The following is a 14326-nucleotide window of genomic DNA, read 5'->3' as shown; positions in this document are numbered from 1 at the left end:
AGGATGACAGACGCCAGCATGACCGTCGAAACCCTGACCGAGATCCGGCGCTGGACACCCAAGCTGTTCAGCTTCCGCCTGACCCGTGCGCCGGGCTTTCGCTTCCGTGCCGGACAATTTGCCCGCCTTGGTTTGCAAAGTGGCGAGGAACTCATCGCCCGCGCTTACACCATGGTGTCGGCCCCGCACGATGACTTTCTGGAATTCTTCTCCATTCAGGTGCCCGACGGGGCGTTTACCTCGCGCCTGGCCAGACTGCAGGCTGGCGACACCCTTCAGGTCGGCCGCGCGGCGTTTGGTTACCTGACACTGGATCGCTTTGTCGATGGTCGCGATTTGTGGTTGCTGGCAACCGGTACCGGTGTGGCGCCGTTCCTTTCCATGCTGGCCGAGGCAGAGATCTGGCAGCGATTCGAACGCATCCTTCTGGTCTACAGTGTGCGGGAGGCTGCCGAGCTGGCCTACCGCACCCAAATCGAAGCCTGGCTGAATCAGCCTCCGCCCGTGGTGGACGGGCCAGTGGCCCGGCTGTCATGGCTGCCTATCGTGACAAGAGAGCAGGTGCCCGGGATGTTGTCGCAGCGCATGACCGATCTGCTGCGCCATGGCGGACTGGAAGCGGCTGCCGGGCTCGATATCGACCCCGGGCGGTCGCGCGTGATGGTTTGCGGCAATCCGCAGATGACGCTGGAAATGCGTCAGATTCTGCAGTCGCGCGGTCTGGCGCTGTCCCGTCTCAGTGCGCCGGCACAGCTGGCGCTGGAACAGTTCTGGTAAGGCCGTCGCCGGCTCAGTGCAGCTCGCCCGTGTGGCAGTTGGCCAGTATCGGGGCCGCATTCGGCCCGCGCATATCGTCAAAGAGATTGCCCTGTACGCCCTTGCTCCACCAGACATAGTGATCTGCCTGATATTTCACGCCTGATGCGGCCAGGGTCTGCACAAACAGCAGTGGCTTGCCGGCCACGGGCAACAAGGCAAAGCTCTGCCCGTTATGGCCGTTGAGATAGCGTACCTTCAGGGTCTTGTTGCCGTCGCACTGGTAATGGACGGTCTGGGTTTCGGTAATGGCAATGTCCGGCACCAGGGCGCGGGCACCAGCGACGCCGGCGCTCAGCGCCAGCAGCAGGGACAGCAGGATTTTCATCGGATGGATCTCGTCATGCGGATTGGCGTTCAGTCTAGTCGCTGCTGCCGACCTTGCCTAGATGCCAAATGAAAAGCGACGACGGCACTCATGCCGGCGTCGCTTTCCGCTTGCTGCGAGATGGTTTTATCGGCGCGGGAAACGGGCAGGGCGTTTCTCGACAAAGGCACGCACGCCTTCGCGCCCTTCGTCGGTCTGGCTTTGTGCAATGATGGTGCGTGCTTCCTGGGCCAGCTGTGCCTCCAGCGCGTTGGTGCTGGAAGACAGCATCAGGCGCTTGACACCGCCAAAGCTGCCAGTCGGGCCATTCGCCAGCTGTGTCACCAGCTGTTCGATGGTTTCATCCAGTTGCCCGTTCGCCACGACCCGGTTGATCAGCCCCCACTCCAGCGCCTCGGCGGCCGATAAGGTCCGACCGGTCAGGTACAGTTCCATGGTCCGCCGCTGGCCAATCAGGCGCGGCAGCAGCCAGCTGGAGCCACCATCCGGCGTGTAACCAATCTGGGTGTAGGCCGTATTGAAGCGCGCCGAGTCGACGGCGATCGCCAGATCGGCAGCAGCCACCAGGCTCAGCCCGACACCCGCCGCCACGCCATTCACCGCCGCAATCACCGGGGCATCCAGTTGCATCAGCCGCGCCACCGCCTGGTGCAGCGGGTCGGTCATCTCCTGCAGCAAACGCCCAACCTGTTCGCTCTGCTCGACAAAGGTCGTGACATCACCTCCGGCACAGAACGCCTTGTCGCCGGCACCGCGAATCACCACCACCCGCAAGTGAGGGTCCTGTGCCAGCTGACTGGCAATCTCTGCCAGGCGGACAATGCCCTCGGTATTGAGTGCATTGAATGCGGCAGGGCGATGCAGGGTGAGACGGGCAATGCCGTCCTGGCAAGAAAAGTCGATCATCGATTCGGTCATGACGTCACTCGCAGTGGAAAGCGAAAGTATATCCCAAATGGGTAGAGGCGTAAGCGCCGTGATTGCCGCGCCTGCGCAAAGCGGGTCTAATGAAGCTTTTTCAGCAGGAGTTTGCCATGAGCGCCCCCGTCAAGCCGGTGATCAGTTTTGAGGATCTGGACAAGATCGATATTCGTTGCGGCACCATCCGCCAGGTCAATGATGTCCCGCGTTCCGACAAGGTGGTGCAGTTGATGGTCGATTTTGGCGATTTCGAACGCTCCATCCTGTGCGGCATCAAGCAGGAGCGCAGCGACCTGGCGGGGCTGGTTGGCAAACAGGCGTTGTTTGTCGTCAATCTGGCGCCAAAGAAGATTTCGGGTGTCGTCTCGGAGGGAATGCTGTTTGATATCGGCTACGCCGACGGGATTATCCCGTCGGCACTGGCGCAGCCGGAGTTTGCCGTTCCCAGCGGGGTCCGGGCGGGTTAACTCAGTCCAGCTGTAGCAACTGGCGGGTGGCCTTGAGGGCCACCTGCAGCGGGCTGCCGTCGCGGCGGATTTTCGACAGCAGCATGGCGCCCAGCCACATCTGGTAGAGCGATTCGGCCGCCGCGTGCGCGTCACCAATCCCGGCCATCGAGCCGTCCGCTCGTCCTTCCTCGATGCAGGCGCCCAGGCGGCGGATCACCTCATCGGTGCCGCGGTTCAGGGTTTCGCGCATCGCTTCGGACAGGTCGGACACCTCGCCACCCAGCTTGACCACCAGGCACTTGCTTTCCGGGCCGTCACAGGCATGACGATCGCACCAGCCTTGCCAGTAACGCATCAGACGCTGAGCTGCCGGCGAGCCGTCCGCGGCCAGCAGCGCATCCAGCCGCGCCAGATAATCCTCGAAATAATGCGTCAGCATGGCTTCGCCAAACGCATCCTTCGACTTGAAATAGTGATAAAACGAGCCCTTGGGCACCTCGGCCGCAGCCAGGATCTCGCTCAGACCGACAGCCGCATAACCCTTGCCGAGAATAATGGGCTTGGCGGTGTCGATGATGTGCTGACGCACGCTGGGGGATTCAGTAGTCATAACAATATGATAGCGCTAATTAGACCGGTCGTCTAGTTATGTCTGTCAGCGTCCGTGCCCGGCTTGAGGCAAAAAAGCCTGACATCGTTTACCTGCAGTAACCACAGGTGCTGGCCGACCGGCACTGCGGCAAATCGCAGCCGGTCACCGGCGGCCAGCAAATGCAGCCTTTTGTCCGCCGACAGCCAGGGCAGGTCGGTGTAGCCGTAGTGCAGACTGCGGATCAGCAAGGCATCCATCCTCCCCAGCCAGTCATACTCAGGCTGAACCTGCAGGCTGCGAATCAATTTCCCCTGACCCTCCCTGGTCAGGGACAACATCATCGTGCTGTCCGGCAGATCGAGCCGCAGTTTGCCGGAAAAGGCCAGTGACTCTCCACCCTGGGTCACCAGCAGGCGATCAATGGGGGCCTCGCACTCGATGGCACGGTCCCGCTGCAGGAAGTAGCACACACTGCCGGCGTACAGCCCCGCCAGTGCAATCAATGCCCCGGCGATAACCAGACCGTGCCGTGGCAGTCTTGCGGTAAGGCTTGTGAATCGCTTTGCTTGCATGCGAGATAACTTTCCGAGCTTTTGCTGGCACTGAAATACAGAAATTGACCCGCCGGCGCACTGGCGGGCAGAGAGGGCGAGCGAGCGCCGAGTTGCACCCTCGGCGCATCGCCCATTCGTCCGATAGCCAGGCGCTCATCCAGCGTGGCACTGGCGGCATAGCCCAACAGGGCGGCCAGCAGAAATACACTGAGCCCCCTGGCGACCCGTCCCTGCTGCCAGCGTTGCGCACGCCGGACTGCGGAGGGGGGTGCAGGCCGTGGCGGAGCCGGTGCCAAGGCTTCCTGCCGTGCAGATTCAGGCGGCAATGCCTGAGCCGGGCTCTGGCCACGCCTGGCTGCCAGGGCTGCCGGCAATGTCGGGTATTCGGCCTGCGTCCCCAGGTAGCGGCAGCCGCGCCGCGGAATGGTCTTGATATTCTCTGGCGCCAGCCCCTGCTGGGAAAACTGCTTGCGCAAATCATGGATCAGCTTGTGGTAGCTGCTGTCTGTCACGACCGAGCCAGGCCAGACCGTCTCTATGATCTGACGCTTGTCATGCTGGGCCGTCAACAGACAGCGCAACAATAGCCCCTCCGGGTGCGACAGTCGGTGCTGGCGCCCATCCGCGAAGATCAGACAGTCTTCCCTGGCGTCAAAAATCACCTGTCCGTCTTCAATGAGGAAATACATGCAAATCGGGCTTCCCGGGAAAGGCGCGGATTGCGCCGTGATGAATGCGAGGATTTTATTCCGTTATCAAGATTATACCTAATGTGATTGACATGGTCATTGCCGGCCTGCGCGAGAAAGGCCGTGGCCCGCATGGCTATCACCCTCGCAACCCATCACGAAACCGGGTCTATGCTGTATTAATGGCCAAACTGGCGTGGCGGGAGAGAACCGAAAGTGAAAACAAAAAAGCCCTGAATATTCAGGGCCTTTTTGTTTGAATTTGGCGGAAGCGGTGAGATTCGAACTCACGGAGGGCGTGAACCCTCGTCGGTTTTCAAGACCGGTGCATTAAACCACTCTGCCACGCTTCCGAAGAGGTCGTCATATTACCGGCTCAATGGTCATTTGACTAGGGGGAGGGCGGCAAAAAACCGGCCGCCAGGGCCCGTCTAGGCGACCGTCTCCCGTCCGGCGTTCAGCGCCAGCATTTCCGCAGCATGCTGTCGCGTGGCCTCGGTAATGGCCACACCACCCAGCATGCGGGCGATCTCCTGCACACGCTCGGTCTCGTCCAGCACGCGAATGCGCGACAGGGTCTGGCCCTTGCGGGTCTCCTTGCTGACTTGCCAGTGCTGGTCGCCGCAGGAGGCGACTTGCGGTAGGTGGGTGACACTGAGTACCTGATAGTGCTGCCCGAGTGCCTTGAGCTTGCGCCCGACCACTTCGGCCACCCGGCCGCCGATGCCGACGTCCACTTCGTCGAAGATCAGCGTCGGCACACGCGCCACCTGACTGATGGCCACCTGCAGCGCCAGACTGATGCGCGACAATTCGCCGCCCGAAGCGATCTTGCCCAGCGGCTGCAGACGTGTGCCGGCGTTGGTGGCCACCTGATATTCGACGTCTTCCTGCCCATGCGCGCCCGGCGTTTCCAGGGGCAGCAGGGCAATCTCGAAGCGGGCGCCACTCATGGCCAGTGTCTGCATTTCATCGGCCACACGGCGTCCCAGCTGGCCCGCCGCCTTCCGGCGCGCCAGGGTCAACTTGTCGGCCAGTGCGCGATACGCCAGCTCGGCCTCATGTTCCGCTGCGCTCAGGGCTTCCAGGTCGGCGGCGGCATCCAGTTCGCTCAGTTGCCGCTGCCACTGTGCCAGCCGTTCCGGCAGCTCTTGCGGCTGGCAGCGATATTTGCGTGCCATGCTCATCAGGGCGTCCAGGCGACGCGTCATGTTTTCCAGCTGCTGCGGATCCTCATCGATGCGTCCGGCGTAGTCACGCAGGCCATGCACCGCTTCATGCAGTTCGGCATCGACCGACTCCAGCAGAGACAGCACCTCAGCCAGGCGCGTATCCAGGTGCGCCAGCTTGCCAAGGCGATTTTGCACGCCGGCCAGCACTGACAGGCAATTGCCGTCCATCTCCGACAGGGCATCGATGGCCAGCTGGCTGCTTTGCAGCAGCTCGCTGGCGTTGGCCAGACGGTCGTGTTGCTGGTTGAGCGTTTCCCATTCTTCTGGTCGGGTATCCAGCGAGGCGACTTCGCCGATTTGCCAGTCGAGACGTTCGCGTTCGCTTTGGGTCTGCTGGGCATTTTTCTCGGCGGACAACCGGGCGCGACGCGCTTGTTGCCACTCCTGCCAGGCAGACTCAACCTCGCGCGCCAGTGTGTCGGCCTTGGCATAAGCATCCAGCAGCGTGCGCTGGGTCTCGCCGCGCGCCAGCGACTGATGGGCATGCTGGCCATGGATATCCAGCAGGGCATCGCCCAGCAGCTTGAGCTGCGCCAGCGTGGCCTGCTGACCGTTAATCAGGCTCTTGGAGCGGCCATTTTTGTCGACAATGCGGCGCAGCAGCAGCTCGCCGTCATCGCCGCTCAGCTCATTGTCGCTGAGCCACTGCACCAGCTCCGGTCGTTGCCCGATGGCGAACCGGGCGCTGATATCCGCACGGTCACAGCCTTCGCGCACGACCTGGGCGCCTTCCGAGCGATCCCCCAGCGCCAGGCCGAGGGCGTCAAGAATGATGGATTTCCCCGCGCCGGTCTCGCCGGTCAGGACGGTGAAGCCACTGGCGAAATCAAGCGCCAGCTCGTCAACGATGACAAAGTCTTTGATGCTAAGCGATAACAGCATGGCAGTCGGCATCCGGTGTCAGAGTAGTCGTTCGCCCCAATGCAGCTTGTGGCGCAGCATGTCGTAGTAGTTGTAACCCAGCGGGTGCAGGATGCGCAGCGGGTTGCGGTAGCGGCGAATCAGGACGCGATCCATTTCCATCAGGTCGCAGTTGGACTGGCCATCGAAATGCACCCGGGCATCGAGTCCGCGCGTCAGCATGAACTCGACTTCGCACGAGTCATTGACGGCAATCGGTCGGTTATTGAGCGACTGCGGACAAATCGGCACCAGGGCGATGGCCTGGAGTGTCGGTTGCAGGATCGGGCCGCCGGATGCCAGGGCATAGGCGGTCGAGCCGGTTGGTGTGGAAACGATCAGACCATCCGAACGCAGGCTGTAGACAAACTGATTGTCGATAAAGACTTCAAATTCGATCATGGTGCCTACCGCGCCGCGGTTGAACACCACATCATTGAAGGCCAGGGCATTGGCCACTTCGGCATCTTCGCGCAGCACCGAAGTCTGCAACAGAATGCGATCTTCCGGGATGAACTCGCCGCGCAGGATGGCATCGACCGAGTCGAGCATCTCGTGCAGCGGAATATCGGTCATGAAGCCAAGCCGCCCCTGGTTGATGCCCACCATCGGCACGCGATAGGGCGCCAGCAGGCGCGCCACCGACAGCATGGTGCCATCCCCGCCGAGCACAATGGCCAGATCCACCGCTTTGCCCATGTCCATCCGGTCGATCAGCGGGTGCGGGCCGGCCTCCAGGTCGGTCGCGCTTTCGCTGTCGATATGGACCTGGAACCCTTGCTGGACCAGATGATCGGCCAACTGGCGCAACGAGGCGACAATGTTGGGTTTGCTGTGGCGGGCAACCAGGCCGATATGTTTGAACAGACTTTGCATTCGGGTAGTTTACCGGTTGTTGCTCATGTCGTCTGCATCATGCTTCATGCCGGTGGCCTCGAGCGCTTTCAGGTAGAAGCGAATCAGATCTGCCAGCGAGGTGACATCCAGCTTGCTGAACAGATTGGCGCGGTGCACTTCGACCGTGCGCGGCGACAGGTCTAGCTCGCGGGCGATTTCCTTGCTGGACAACCCGGCCGCCACCCCCTCCAGCACCTCACGTTCGCGACCACTGATGCGCGACAGGCGAGCCAGCACTTCCTGCGTTTCCACCTCCTGGCTGTGCTGACGAATGCTCAGGCGAATCGCGCGGCGCAAACTGTCGACCAGGCGCATCTGATCCACCGGCTTGGTCAGAAAATCAATGGCGCCATTCTTGAAGGCGCGTCGACATTGCTCGACATCACCGTGCCCGGTAATAAAAACCAGAGGAATGTGAAGGTTGCGCTCCGCCATCATGTCCTGCAGCGCCAGGCCGGTAATGTGAGGCATGCGAATATCGAGGATGGCGCAGCCGATTTCGCCCGGCGCGCAATGATCGAGAAAGGCCTGGGCACTGCCGAAGGTCAGGGTGCGCATGCCCTGGGCGGTAATCAGCAAGGCCAGGGCATCAAGGACGGCCGGGTCGTCGTCCACGATATAGACGGTAGGCGTCATGGTGTGCATTTCATGCTCTCGTATCGGTGTAAGGGACGGTACTGCTATCCAGCGGCGGCAGCTCGACAGTAAATTCGGCGCCGCCGGTAGTGCGATTATGCGCGCTGATCTGCCCGCCAAAGCTTTCGATAATCGTCTGGCAGATGGTCAGGCCCAGCCCCATGCCCGTGCTCTTGGTGCTGAAGAATGGCGCAAAGACGCTGTCGATCTTATCTTCGCTGATGCCGGGGCCGTTGTCGCCCACCTTGATGCAGACACGTTTGGCACTGTAGCTGGTTTCGACAAACAGGCAGCCGGGCTGTGCCTGTCCCTGCATGGCATCCAGCGCATTGCGCACCAGATTCAGCACCACTTGTTCCAGCTGAATGGTGTCGGCATAAACCAGTGGCAGCCGGTTGCCCGGATGGTAGTCCACGGTAATGCCGGCCTGGCGCAGATCGTAATCCGCCAGGGTCAGCACATTGTTGATGGCGTGATTGACGTCCACCGGGGTGTGCTGACGCGATTTCTTGGAGACGAACTCACGCAGCCGGCGCACGATCTTGCCGGCGCGATCTGCCTGATTAACTGCAGATTGAATGGCCTGAACGATGAGCGCCAGATCCGGTTCATCTTCCTCCAGCAGGCTCAGACTGGCCTGGCAGTAGCTCATGATGGCCGACAAGGGTTGATTGATCTCGTGTGCAATCCCGGAGGCCATCTCCCCCATGGAGGTAATGCGGGTGACGCGCGCCAGCTCGTATTCGTGTTGTTTCAGGCGGGTTTCGCTATTTTCCAGTGCCTCCAGCATGCGCCGGCGCAGCGGTGCCGTGTCACGGAAAGTCACCACAGCGCCGATCAGCCCGCCGGCACGGTCGAACAGCGGTGAAACGACGCCTTCAATCAATAATTTCTCGCCATTCGGGCGCAGGAGGTAACTATTCTCCTCCAGTTCACGCATCTGCTGCGTGTCCAGGCAGGCCATGAACGGGTCGGCCACGGCCCGGCGGGCAAACTCATAGCGCAATTTGAACACTTCGGTCAGTGGCCGGCCGATGGCGTATTTTTCCGTCGTATCCAGGTGGCGCAGTGCAGCTGGATTGAGGTACTGCACCATGCGCTGATTATCAATGGTAATCACCGCGTCGCTGATGGCCTGCAGGGTGACACTGGCATGCTCACGGGTGCGATACAGACTGTCATCGGCATATTCCCGGTCTTTGCGCGCATGGTGCCGGATGGCCACGATCAGCAAGACCAGATAACCCGGCAGTGCTGCGGCCAGCGCGGCCAGCAGCAAGCTGATGCCCGGAATCATGCGCAGCCGCAACTGCATCGAGACTTTCAGCTCGTAAGGGAAGTAGGGGGTGGAAACCTGCTCGCGGTGCTCCAGTACCGGCAGCAGGCGGTCCAAGCGGGTGGCTGCCTCCTTCGCCTGACTGCGAAATACGGCACTGTCGTACTGGCTGGCGGCCCCCTCCTGGCGTGACAACGTCACATCCAGCAGTTCCTGTTGCTCGTCACGCAGATTGATCAGGGAGTCCGTATGCACCAGCAGGGTGATGATGCCGATGCTTTCTTCCGGCCGCATGATCGGACTGCTGGAAGGCGGCGAGGGCGAATACAAGGCATGGATATACGCAATGGCCGACTGGCTGGGCCCCAGACGCAACATCGGCGTCACCTCGATTTCGGCGCTGCGCAAGGCGCGCTCCACCGTCGGCCCCACCACCGAATCGGCCATCAGATCCAGCCCCATGGCCGGCCGCGCCGCCTGTCCCAGCGGCGGCTCGGTCATGATGAGCGGAATGTAGGACTCACGCCGTGGCGCGACTCGCCAGCCGGAGGCTTTGCGCCAGGCCGGTCCGGCACCATGCCGGTAATCGCGGATGGCAAAATCCGGGCCAAACACCAGGCGCTGCTGATGCTCAAACTCGGCTCGGCGATAGTGTTCGATCCGTTGCTGAAAGCCCAGCGTGTAAATGAATCCATAGCGACGGGCGGCCATTTGGGCGTAATGGCGCAATTCACTTTCGTGAATATCGGGATCCGTGTTGATCAGGTCCTCAAAGCCGTACAGCACCAGCTCGCAGCTTTTCAGTCGTGACTCAAGGCCGCGTGTCATGTAATAGGACACGCGCTCAAAGTGCTGTTTCTGTCGCTGCAGGTCGACGGCCACCATGCTGCAGCCAATCAGGACAAACAGCAGCAGCCAGGTCAGGGCGAAGGCCAGCCAGGCCTTGCGCGGGGCTTCGGCCAGCAGATTGCGCTGCACCTGCCAGAAGCCGCCATGAAAAGCCAGCTGGGGATCTCGTTTTGGCATATCAGCGGTTGCGGATGACCATGATGGCCGTGTCAGTCTTGAGCAAGGTATCCGGACTCGGGCCAAACTGCACTTCTTCGCCCGGGTGCTCCAGCGCGACGACCAGCAGGCGGCTGTCCTGTGCCGCCATATAATCATGCAACGGCTGATCGTCCCACTGCGGGCCGGCCGTCACGATTTCTGCGCTGAACGTATCCGGGTAGCGGTGGTGCAGGGTCTCGAAGAAGCGCTGCGTCTCCGGCCGCAATACGCTGTTGGCCATACTGAGCCCGCCCAGCATCGAGGGCACCACCACCTTGTCGGCACCGATGGAAATCAGTTTCTTGCGGGTGCTCTCGTTTTCCGCCTTGGAAATCGTCACGATGCCGGGGTTGAGACTCTTGGCCGTCACAATCACAAAGGCGTTCTCGGCATCGGAGGTCAGGCAGGTGATCAGGCCATGCGCCTGACCGACCCCGGCTGCCAGCAAATTGGCATCCTGAGTGGCGTCGCCGACGATATAGGGAATGCCGCGCGCCTCCAGCTGGGCCGCCGTCGCATCACTGCGCTCGATGACCACCACCTGCTGGCCGCTGCGAACCATTTCTTCCAGGGTATACAGGCCCGTACGGCTCAAACCGCACAGGATGACGTGTCCCGAAAACCGGGCAATGACCTTTTCCATTTTCTTGCGCTTGAAATAGAGGGGAAGATCACCCTGAAACAGCAACAGGGTCAGAGACGACAAGCCATAACCGAGTACGCCGGTACCCAGCACGATCAGGGCAATGGTAAACACACGCCCGGCCGTATCCAGCGGATGTGATTCACCATACCCGATGGTCGACAGGGTAATGACCGTCATGAACAGGCTGTCCAGCCATGGCCAGCCTTCGATGTACACATAGCCAAGGGTGCCGGCCAGCAGGGTGGCCAGGATGAGCCCGAGCAGAAACAGTAACTTGCGGGTAAATATTTTTCTCATACCAAGCAACAGTGCAACAGGCATCCCGTCCGGTTCAGCAAGATCGCCCGTCCCTTTGCTCAGTCATCGAACAGTGACGGGTGTTGGCGGCGAAACGCTGCAATTTTTGGTGCAATGACGACCTGACAGTAGGGCGCCTGGCGATTTTGCCAATAATATCGCTGATGATGATCTTCTGCCGAATAAAATGTTCCGGCGGGGGAGAGCTCGGTCACGACAGGCGAATCGTAAATTCGCTCATCGTTGAGGGCGCGAATGATCTGCTCGGCGGTTTCCCGTTGTGCATCAGACAGATAGAAGATGGCCGAGCGGTACTGCGTACCGATGTCATGCCCCTGGCGATTCAGGGTTGTCGGGTCGTGAATACTGAAAAACACCTGCAGCAGCGTGGCATAAGACACGACGGCGGGATCAAATTCGATGCGCACGGCCTCCGCATGGCCACTGTCGCCACGACACACCGCGCGATAATCCGGGTTGGGCAAGGTCCCGCCGCAATAGCCGCTGGTCACCTGACGTACACCGTTGATGCTGGCAAATATCGCCTCCAGGCACCAGAAACACCCACCCGCCAGCAGCGCCTCTTCCATGAAATCTCCTCAGAAGGCCCGGATGAGGGCAAAGCGCGGCAGCTGCCCCTCGGGGACATCCACGCGTTCATTGAACATGGCCAGCGGGCGCGCCCACAGGCCGTAGTCGCCGTACAGGGCACGGTACATGACCAGCGCCTCTTCGGTTTCAGAATGACAGGCAATGCCAATGACCTCGTACAACTGACCCTTGTAATGCCGATAAATGCCGGGAACCGGATGCATACCGTCTCAACTCCAGTACTGGGTGAACAGGGGCAGGTGGCGTGCGTCAATTCGCATGCTCACGCTGGATTTCACATGATAACCCGGTAATGAAGTATCGATCGACTCATTGGGGGACTTGATCGGCACCGCCAGCGGCGTGGCCGCGCTACGCCCGCTCTTGACCACCAGGGCGCGATCGCCATTTTCCAGCTCGACAAAACTGCCCGGAGGGTAGATACCGAGAATCTTGACCAGCTGCGCAATATAGGTGGGTTCAAACGCATCCATGCTGCCACTGTAAAGGCTGGCCAGTGCCGCTTTGGGCGCAATGCTGCCACGATAGGCCCGCGGCATCATCTTGGCGGTCACCACGTCGATCAGGTGCAGCAAATGCGCCAGCGGCGGAATCTCTTCCTCGTCAGCACCAAAAGCATAACCGCGGCCATCCTTGCGTTCATGATGCATGATGACCGTGCTGTGCCAGAGCATGTCGCTGATGCCGGCTTCGCGCAGCATGGCCGAGCTGATCAGGGGATGAATATCCAGGATTTGCCGCTGCATGGTACTTGGCGGGCCATCCTGGCTGGCCAGCTGATTCTGGACTTCCGCTGACCCGAGATTCATGGTCAGGGTCGCGCTGATCAGCGCCGTTTTTTCTTCCTCCGGCAAGGAAAGATTGTCCGCCATCCGGCTGGCGAGCATGGCGCAATTGATGGCGTGGTGCGCCGTGTAGTGGGTGTAGGGACTCAGCAGAATGGCCGCCACACAGCCATCCGGTGAGTTGGCGGCCATGCGGCTGATATAGCCTGCCAGACTGGCGGTCAGCCGGGGGGAGTCATCCAGGCGGATGAAATGACCTTGCAGCCCGGTGAGGTAGCGCGCCAGCATGGCGGTCGCCTGAATGGGGGAGATCTTTTCCTCGGGCAGATTGGTCGGCAACGGCGCGTCACTGCCTGCCAATAGCGCGGCACGGTAGCGATCATTCAGGCGGTAGGTGAACTCCGCCTCTTCGATCAACCGGTGTGAGGTGAAAAGATTGGATGGCAAGGTAAAGCCCAATTGCCTCTCCCCTGAATGGTGGCTGCTTTGTATATAGCCCAGATGGATGACGGAATGCACCCCGCAATGGGAATCAGATATTTGTTTCTGCCAATACGAGGGATGCAGGTACAATCCACGTCCTGTCAATGCGTGGGAAGTGATGGTCATGGAAGTGGTTTTGGCGCCGATGGAAGGGCTGGTGGACGAGGTCATGCGCGATGTGCTGACCCGCATCGGCGGCATCGACCTGTGCGTGACCGAATTTGTCCGCGTCACCAGTGCCTTGCTGCCCGAACGCACCTGGTTGCGCCTGGCCCCGGAACTGGCACGCCAGGCACGCACCCGGGCCGGTACGCCGGTACACGTTCAGCTACTGGGGAGCGACCCGGCCTGCCTGGCCGAGAATGCGGCCCGTGCCGCCGAGCTCGGCGCCCCGGCAATCGACCTGAACTTCGGCTGCCCGGCCAAAAGCGTCAATCGGCATCGTGGTGGCGCCGTGTTGCTGGATGAACCGGCGCTGCTCCATGACATTGTGTGTGCCGTCCGCGCCGCACTGCCGCCGGTCATCCCGCTCAGCGCCAAAATGCGCCTGGGGTTTGCCGACAAGTCTCGGGCACTGGACTGTGCCCTGGCCCTGCAGGCGGGCGGCGCCAGCCGGCTGACTGTTCATGCCCGCACCAAGGTCGAGGGCTATCGTCCGCCTGCGCACTGGGACTGGATCGCCCGCATTCGCGAAGCGGTCAGCATTGAGGTGGTGGCCAATGGCGAAGTCTGGAGCGTGGAGGATTACAACGCCATCCGTCGCGTCAGTGGCTGTGATCGCGTCATGATCGGTCGCGGCCTGATCGCTCGCCCGGATCTGGCCCTGCAGATCGCCGCGCAGGCTCGCGGCGAGTCTGTCGTGCCGATGAGCTGGCAGGCGTTTTTGCCCTGGCTGCAGGACTTCCTGCAGCAATGCCGAGAACGCGGCGAGGGCTCGACCTATCCGGCTGCGCGGCTCAAACAGTGGCTGGGGCAGCTCAAGCGCGGCTTCCCCGAAGCAGAAGGGCTGTTTGAGCAGTTGCGCCCCCTGCGTGAGGGGCGTGAACTGGCCGAGGTATTGCAGCAAGCGGCCGGCAGTTAGGATAAAAAAAGCCGCCCCGATGGGCGGCTGGAATGAACTGACGACTAAAACGCTCTGAGTCGTCATCATCGGATACATTGCCTGT

17 protein-coding genes and 1 tRNA gene are annotated in these 14326 nt (G+C 61.2%); 4 read left to right on the top strand and 14 right to left on the bottom strand.

All coding sequences use genetic code 11. The features are described 5' to 3' along the window. Positions 1 to 3: 3 nt before the first annotated feature. On the top strand, positions 4 to 777 hold the full coding sequence (locus JNO51_RS08180; protein ID WP_215782518.1) for a ferredoxin--NADP reductase: 774 nt from the start codon (positions 4 to 6) through the stop codon (positions 775 to 777). Between the two features lie 13 nt (positions 778 to 790). Here the strand turns inward: JNO51_RS08180 and JNO51_RS08175 are convergent, their stop codons facing one another. Next, the gene (locus tag JNO51_RS08175; protein WP_215782517.1) at positions 791 to 1144 is read right to left on the bottom strand and encodes an MliC family protein; all 354 of its coding nucleotides are present in this window, start codon (positions 1142 to 1144) and stop codon (positions 791 to 793) included. Positions 1145 to 1270: 126 nt separating this feature from the next. Next, the gene (locus JNO51_RS08170; RefSeq protein ID WP_215782516.1) at positions 1271 to 2062 is read right to left on the bottom strand and encodes an enoyl-CoA hydratase/isomerase family protein; all 792 of its coding nucleotides are present in this window, start codon (positions 2060 to 2062) and stop codon (positions 1271 to 1273) included. 116 nt (positions 2063 to 2178) lie between these two features. On the opposite strand from JNO51_RS08170, the gene JNO51_RS08165 reads away from it, so the two are divergent. Beyond that, on the top strand, positions 2179 to 2532 hold the full coding sequence (locus JNO51_RS08165; protein ID WP_215782515.1) for a tRNA-binding protein: 354 nt from the start codon (positions 2179 to 2181) through the stop codon (positions 2530 to 2532). A 1-nt stretch (position 2533) separates the two neighbouring features. On the opposite strand, the gene JNO51_RS08160 is transcribed toward JNO51_RS08165, so the two are convergent. The 3 genes from JNO51_RS08160 to JNO51_RS08150 are packed head-to-tail and all read right to left on the bottom strand — an operon-like array spanning position 2534 to position 4349. Continuing rightward, positions 2534 to 3124: a TetR/AcrR family transcriptional regulator gene (locus JNO51_RS08160; RefSeq protein WP_215782514.1), complete on the bottom strand. Its 591-nt coding sequence runs from the start codon at positions 3122 to 3124 to the stop codon at positions 2534 to 2536. A 32-nt stretch (positions 3125 to 3156) separates the two neighbouring features. Continuing rightward, positions 3157 to 3609 carry a hypothetical protein gene (locus JNO51_RS08155; protein WP_215782513.1) on the bottom strand — a complete coding sequence of 151 codons (453 nt, stop codon included), beginning with the start codon at positions 3607 to 3609 and terminating at the stop codon, positions 3157 to 3159. Beyond that, the gene (locus tag JNO51_RS08150) at positions 3606 to 4349 is read right to left on the bottom strand and encodes a hypothetical protein (RefSeq protein ID WP_215782512.1); all 744 of its coding nucleotides are present in this window, start codon (positions 4347 to 4349) and stop codon (positions 3606 to 3608) included. The genes JNO51_RS08155 and JNO51_RS08150 overlap by 4 nt, the downstream gene beginning before the upstream one ends. A gap of 92 nt (positions 4350 to 4441) precedes the next feature. Between JNO51_RS08150 and JNO51_RS08145 the strand changes: the two genes are divergently transcribed. After that, on the top strand, positions 4442 to 4609 hold the full coding sequence (locus JNO51_RS08145) for a hypothetical protein (RefSeq protein ID WP_215782511.1): 168 nt from the start codon (positions 4442 to 4444) through the stop codon (positions 4607 to 4609). Positions 4610 to 4612: 3 nt separating this feature from the next. Here the strand turns inward: JNO51_RS08145 and JNO51_RS08140 are convergent. From JNO51_RS08140 to JNO51_RS08100, 9 genes are all read right to left on the bottom strand, one after another. Next, a tRNA-Ser gene (locus tag JNO51_RS08140) sits at positions 4613 to 4702 on the bottom strand. 78 nt (positions 4703 to 4780) lie between these two features. Further along, the gene (gene recN / locus JNO51_RS08135) at positions 4781 to 6463 is read right to left on the bottom strand and encodes a DNA repair protein RecN (protein WP_215782510.1); all 1683 of its coding nucleotides are present in this window, start codon (positions 6461 to 6463) and stop codon (positions 4781 to 4783) included. Positions 6464 to 6481: 18 nt separating this feature from the next. Beyond that, positions 6482 to 7357: an NAD kinase gene (locus JNO51_RS08130; protein WP_215782509.1), complete on the bottom strand. Its 876-nt coding sequence runs from the start codon at positions 7355 to 7357 to the stop codon at positions 6482 to 6484. Positions 7358 to 7366: 9 nt separating this feature from the next. Beyond that, positions 7367 to 8014 carry a response regulator transcription factor gene (locus JNO51_RS08125; protein WP_252346214.1) on the bottom strand — a complete coding sequence of 216 codons (648 nt, stop codon included), beginning with the start codon at positions 8012 to 8014 and terminating at the stop codon, positions 7367 to 7369. A gap of 10 nt (positions 8015 to 8024) precedes the next feature. After that, positions 8025 to 10316 (bottom strand): ATP-binding protein, encoded by a 2292-nt coding sequence (locus JNO51_RS08120; RefSeq protein ID WP_215782507.1) that lies wholly within the window; start codon positions 10314 to 10316, stop codon positions 8025 to 8027. Position 10317: 1 nt separating this feature from the next. Further along, entirely contained in the window at positions 10318 to 11280 is a 963-nt protein-coding gene (locus JNO51_RS08115; RefSeq protein ID WP_215782506.1) for a TrkA family potassium uptake protein, read from the bottom strand. Positions 11281 to 11339: 59 nt separating this feature from the next. Next, positions 11340 to 11870, bottom strand: a complete 531-nt coding sequence (msrA, locus tag JNO51_RS08110) for a peptide-methionine (S)-S-oxide reductase MsrA (RefSeq protein WP_215782505.1) — start codon at positions 11868 to 11870, stop codon at positions 11340 to 11342. Positions 11871 to 11879: 9 nt separating this feature from the next. Continuing rightward, positions 11880 to 12095, bottom strand: coding sequence for a DUF1653 domain-containing protein (locus JNO51_RS08105; protein WP_215782504.1), 216 nt, complete (start codon positions 12093 to 12095; stop codon positions 11880 to 11882). Positions 12096 to 12101: 6 nt separating this feature from the next. Beyond that, positions 12102 to 13124 carry an HD-GYP domain-containing protein gene (locus JNO51_RS08100; protein WP_215782503.1) on the bottom strand — a complete coding sequence of 341 codons (1023 nt, stop codon included), beginning with the start codon at positions 13122 to 13124 and terminating at the stop codon, positions 12102 to 12104. A 160-nt stretch (positions 13125 to 13284) separates the two neighbouring features. Between JNO51_RS08100 and JNO51_RS08095 the strand changes: the two genes are divergently transcribed. After that, the gene (locus JNO51_RS08095; RefSeq protein ID WP_215782502.1) at positions 13285 to 14241 is read left to right on the top strand and encodes a tRNA-dihydrouridine synthase; all 957 of its coding nucleotides are present in this window, start codon (positions 13285 to 13287) and stop codon (positions 14239 to 14241) included. Positions 14242 to 14326 lie beyond the last annotated feature (85 nt).

It is taken from the genome of Paludibacterium sp. B53371 (assembly GCF_018802765.1).
Classification (GTDB): domain Bacteria; phylum Pseudomonadota; class Gammaproteobacteria; order Burkholderiales; family Chromobacteriaceae; genus Paludibacterium.
This window is presented reverse-complemented; position numbering and strand designations above follow the sequence as displayed.

Excerpts from the sequence above, each read along its gene's own strand:
- JNO51_RS08170 (WP_215782516.1), bottom strand. The coding sequence starts at position 2,062 with ATGACCGAATCGATGATCGACTTTTCTTGCCAGGACGGCATTGCCCGT.
- JNO51_RS08115 (WP_215782506.1), bottom strand. The coding sequence starts at position 11,280 with ATGAGAAAAATATTTACCCGCAAGTTACTGTTTCTGCTCGGGCTCATC.
- JNO51_RS08150 (WP_215782512.1), bottom strand. The coding sequence starts at position 4,349 with ATGTATTTCCTCATTGAAGACGGACAGGTGATTTTTGACGCCAGGGAA.
- msrA (WP_215782505.1), bottom strand. The coding sequence starts at position 11,870 with ATGGAAGAGGCGCTGCTGGCGGGTGGGTGTTTCTGGTGCCTGGAGGCG.
- JNO51_RS08105 (WP_215782504.1), bottom strand. The coding sequence starts at position 12,095 with ATGCATCCGGTTCCCGGCATTTATCGGCATTACAAGGGTCAGTTGTAC.
- recN (WP_215782510.1), bottom strand. The coding sequence starts at position 6,463 with ATGCTGTTATCGCTTAGCATCAAAGACTTTGTCATCGTTGACGAGCTG.
- JNO51_RS08180 (WP_215782518.1), top strand. The coding sequence starts at position 4 with ATGACAGACGCCAGCATGACCGTCGAAACCCTGACCGAGATCCGGCGC.
- JNO51_RS08130 (WP_215782509.1), bottom strand. The coding sequence starts at position 7,357 with ATGCAAAGTCTGTTCAAACATATCGGCCTGGTTGCCCGCCACAGCAAA.
- JNO51_RS08095 (WP_215782502.1), top strand. The coding sequence starts at position 13,285 with ATGGAAGTGGTTTTGGCGCCGATGGAAGGGCTGGTGGACGAGGTCATG.
- JNO51_RS08175 (WP_215782517.1), bottom strand. The coding sequence starts at position 1,144 with ATGAAAATCCTGCTGTCCCTGCTGCTGGCGCTGAGCGCCGGCGTCGCT.
- JNO51_RS08165 (WP_215782515.1), top strand. The coding sequence starts at position 2,179 with ATGAGCGCCCCCGTCAAGCCGGTGATCAGTTTTGAGGATCTGGACAAG.
- JNO51_RS08120 (WP_215782507.1), bottom strand. The coding sequence starts at position 10,316 with ATGCCAAAACGAGATCCCCAGCTGGCTTTTCATGGCGGCTTCTGGCAG.
- JNO51_RS08125 (WP_252346214.1), bottom strand. The coding sequence starts at position 8,014 with ATGACGCCTACCGTCTATATCGTGGACGACGACCCGGCCGTCCTTGAT.
- JNO51_RS08145 (WP_215782511.1), top strand. The coding sequence starts at position 4,442 with ATGGTCATTGCCGGCCTGCGCGAGAAAGGCCGTGGCCCGCATGGCTAT.
- JNO51_RS08160 (WP_215782514.1), bottom strand. The coding sequence starts at position 3,124 with ATGACTACTGAATCCCCCAGCGTGCGTCAGCACATCATCGACACCGCC.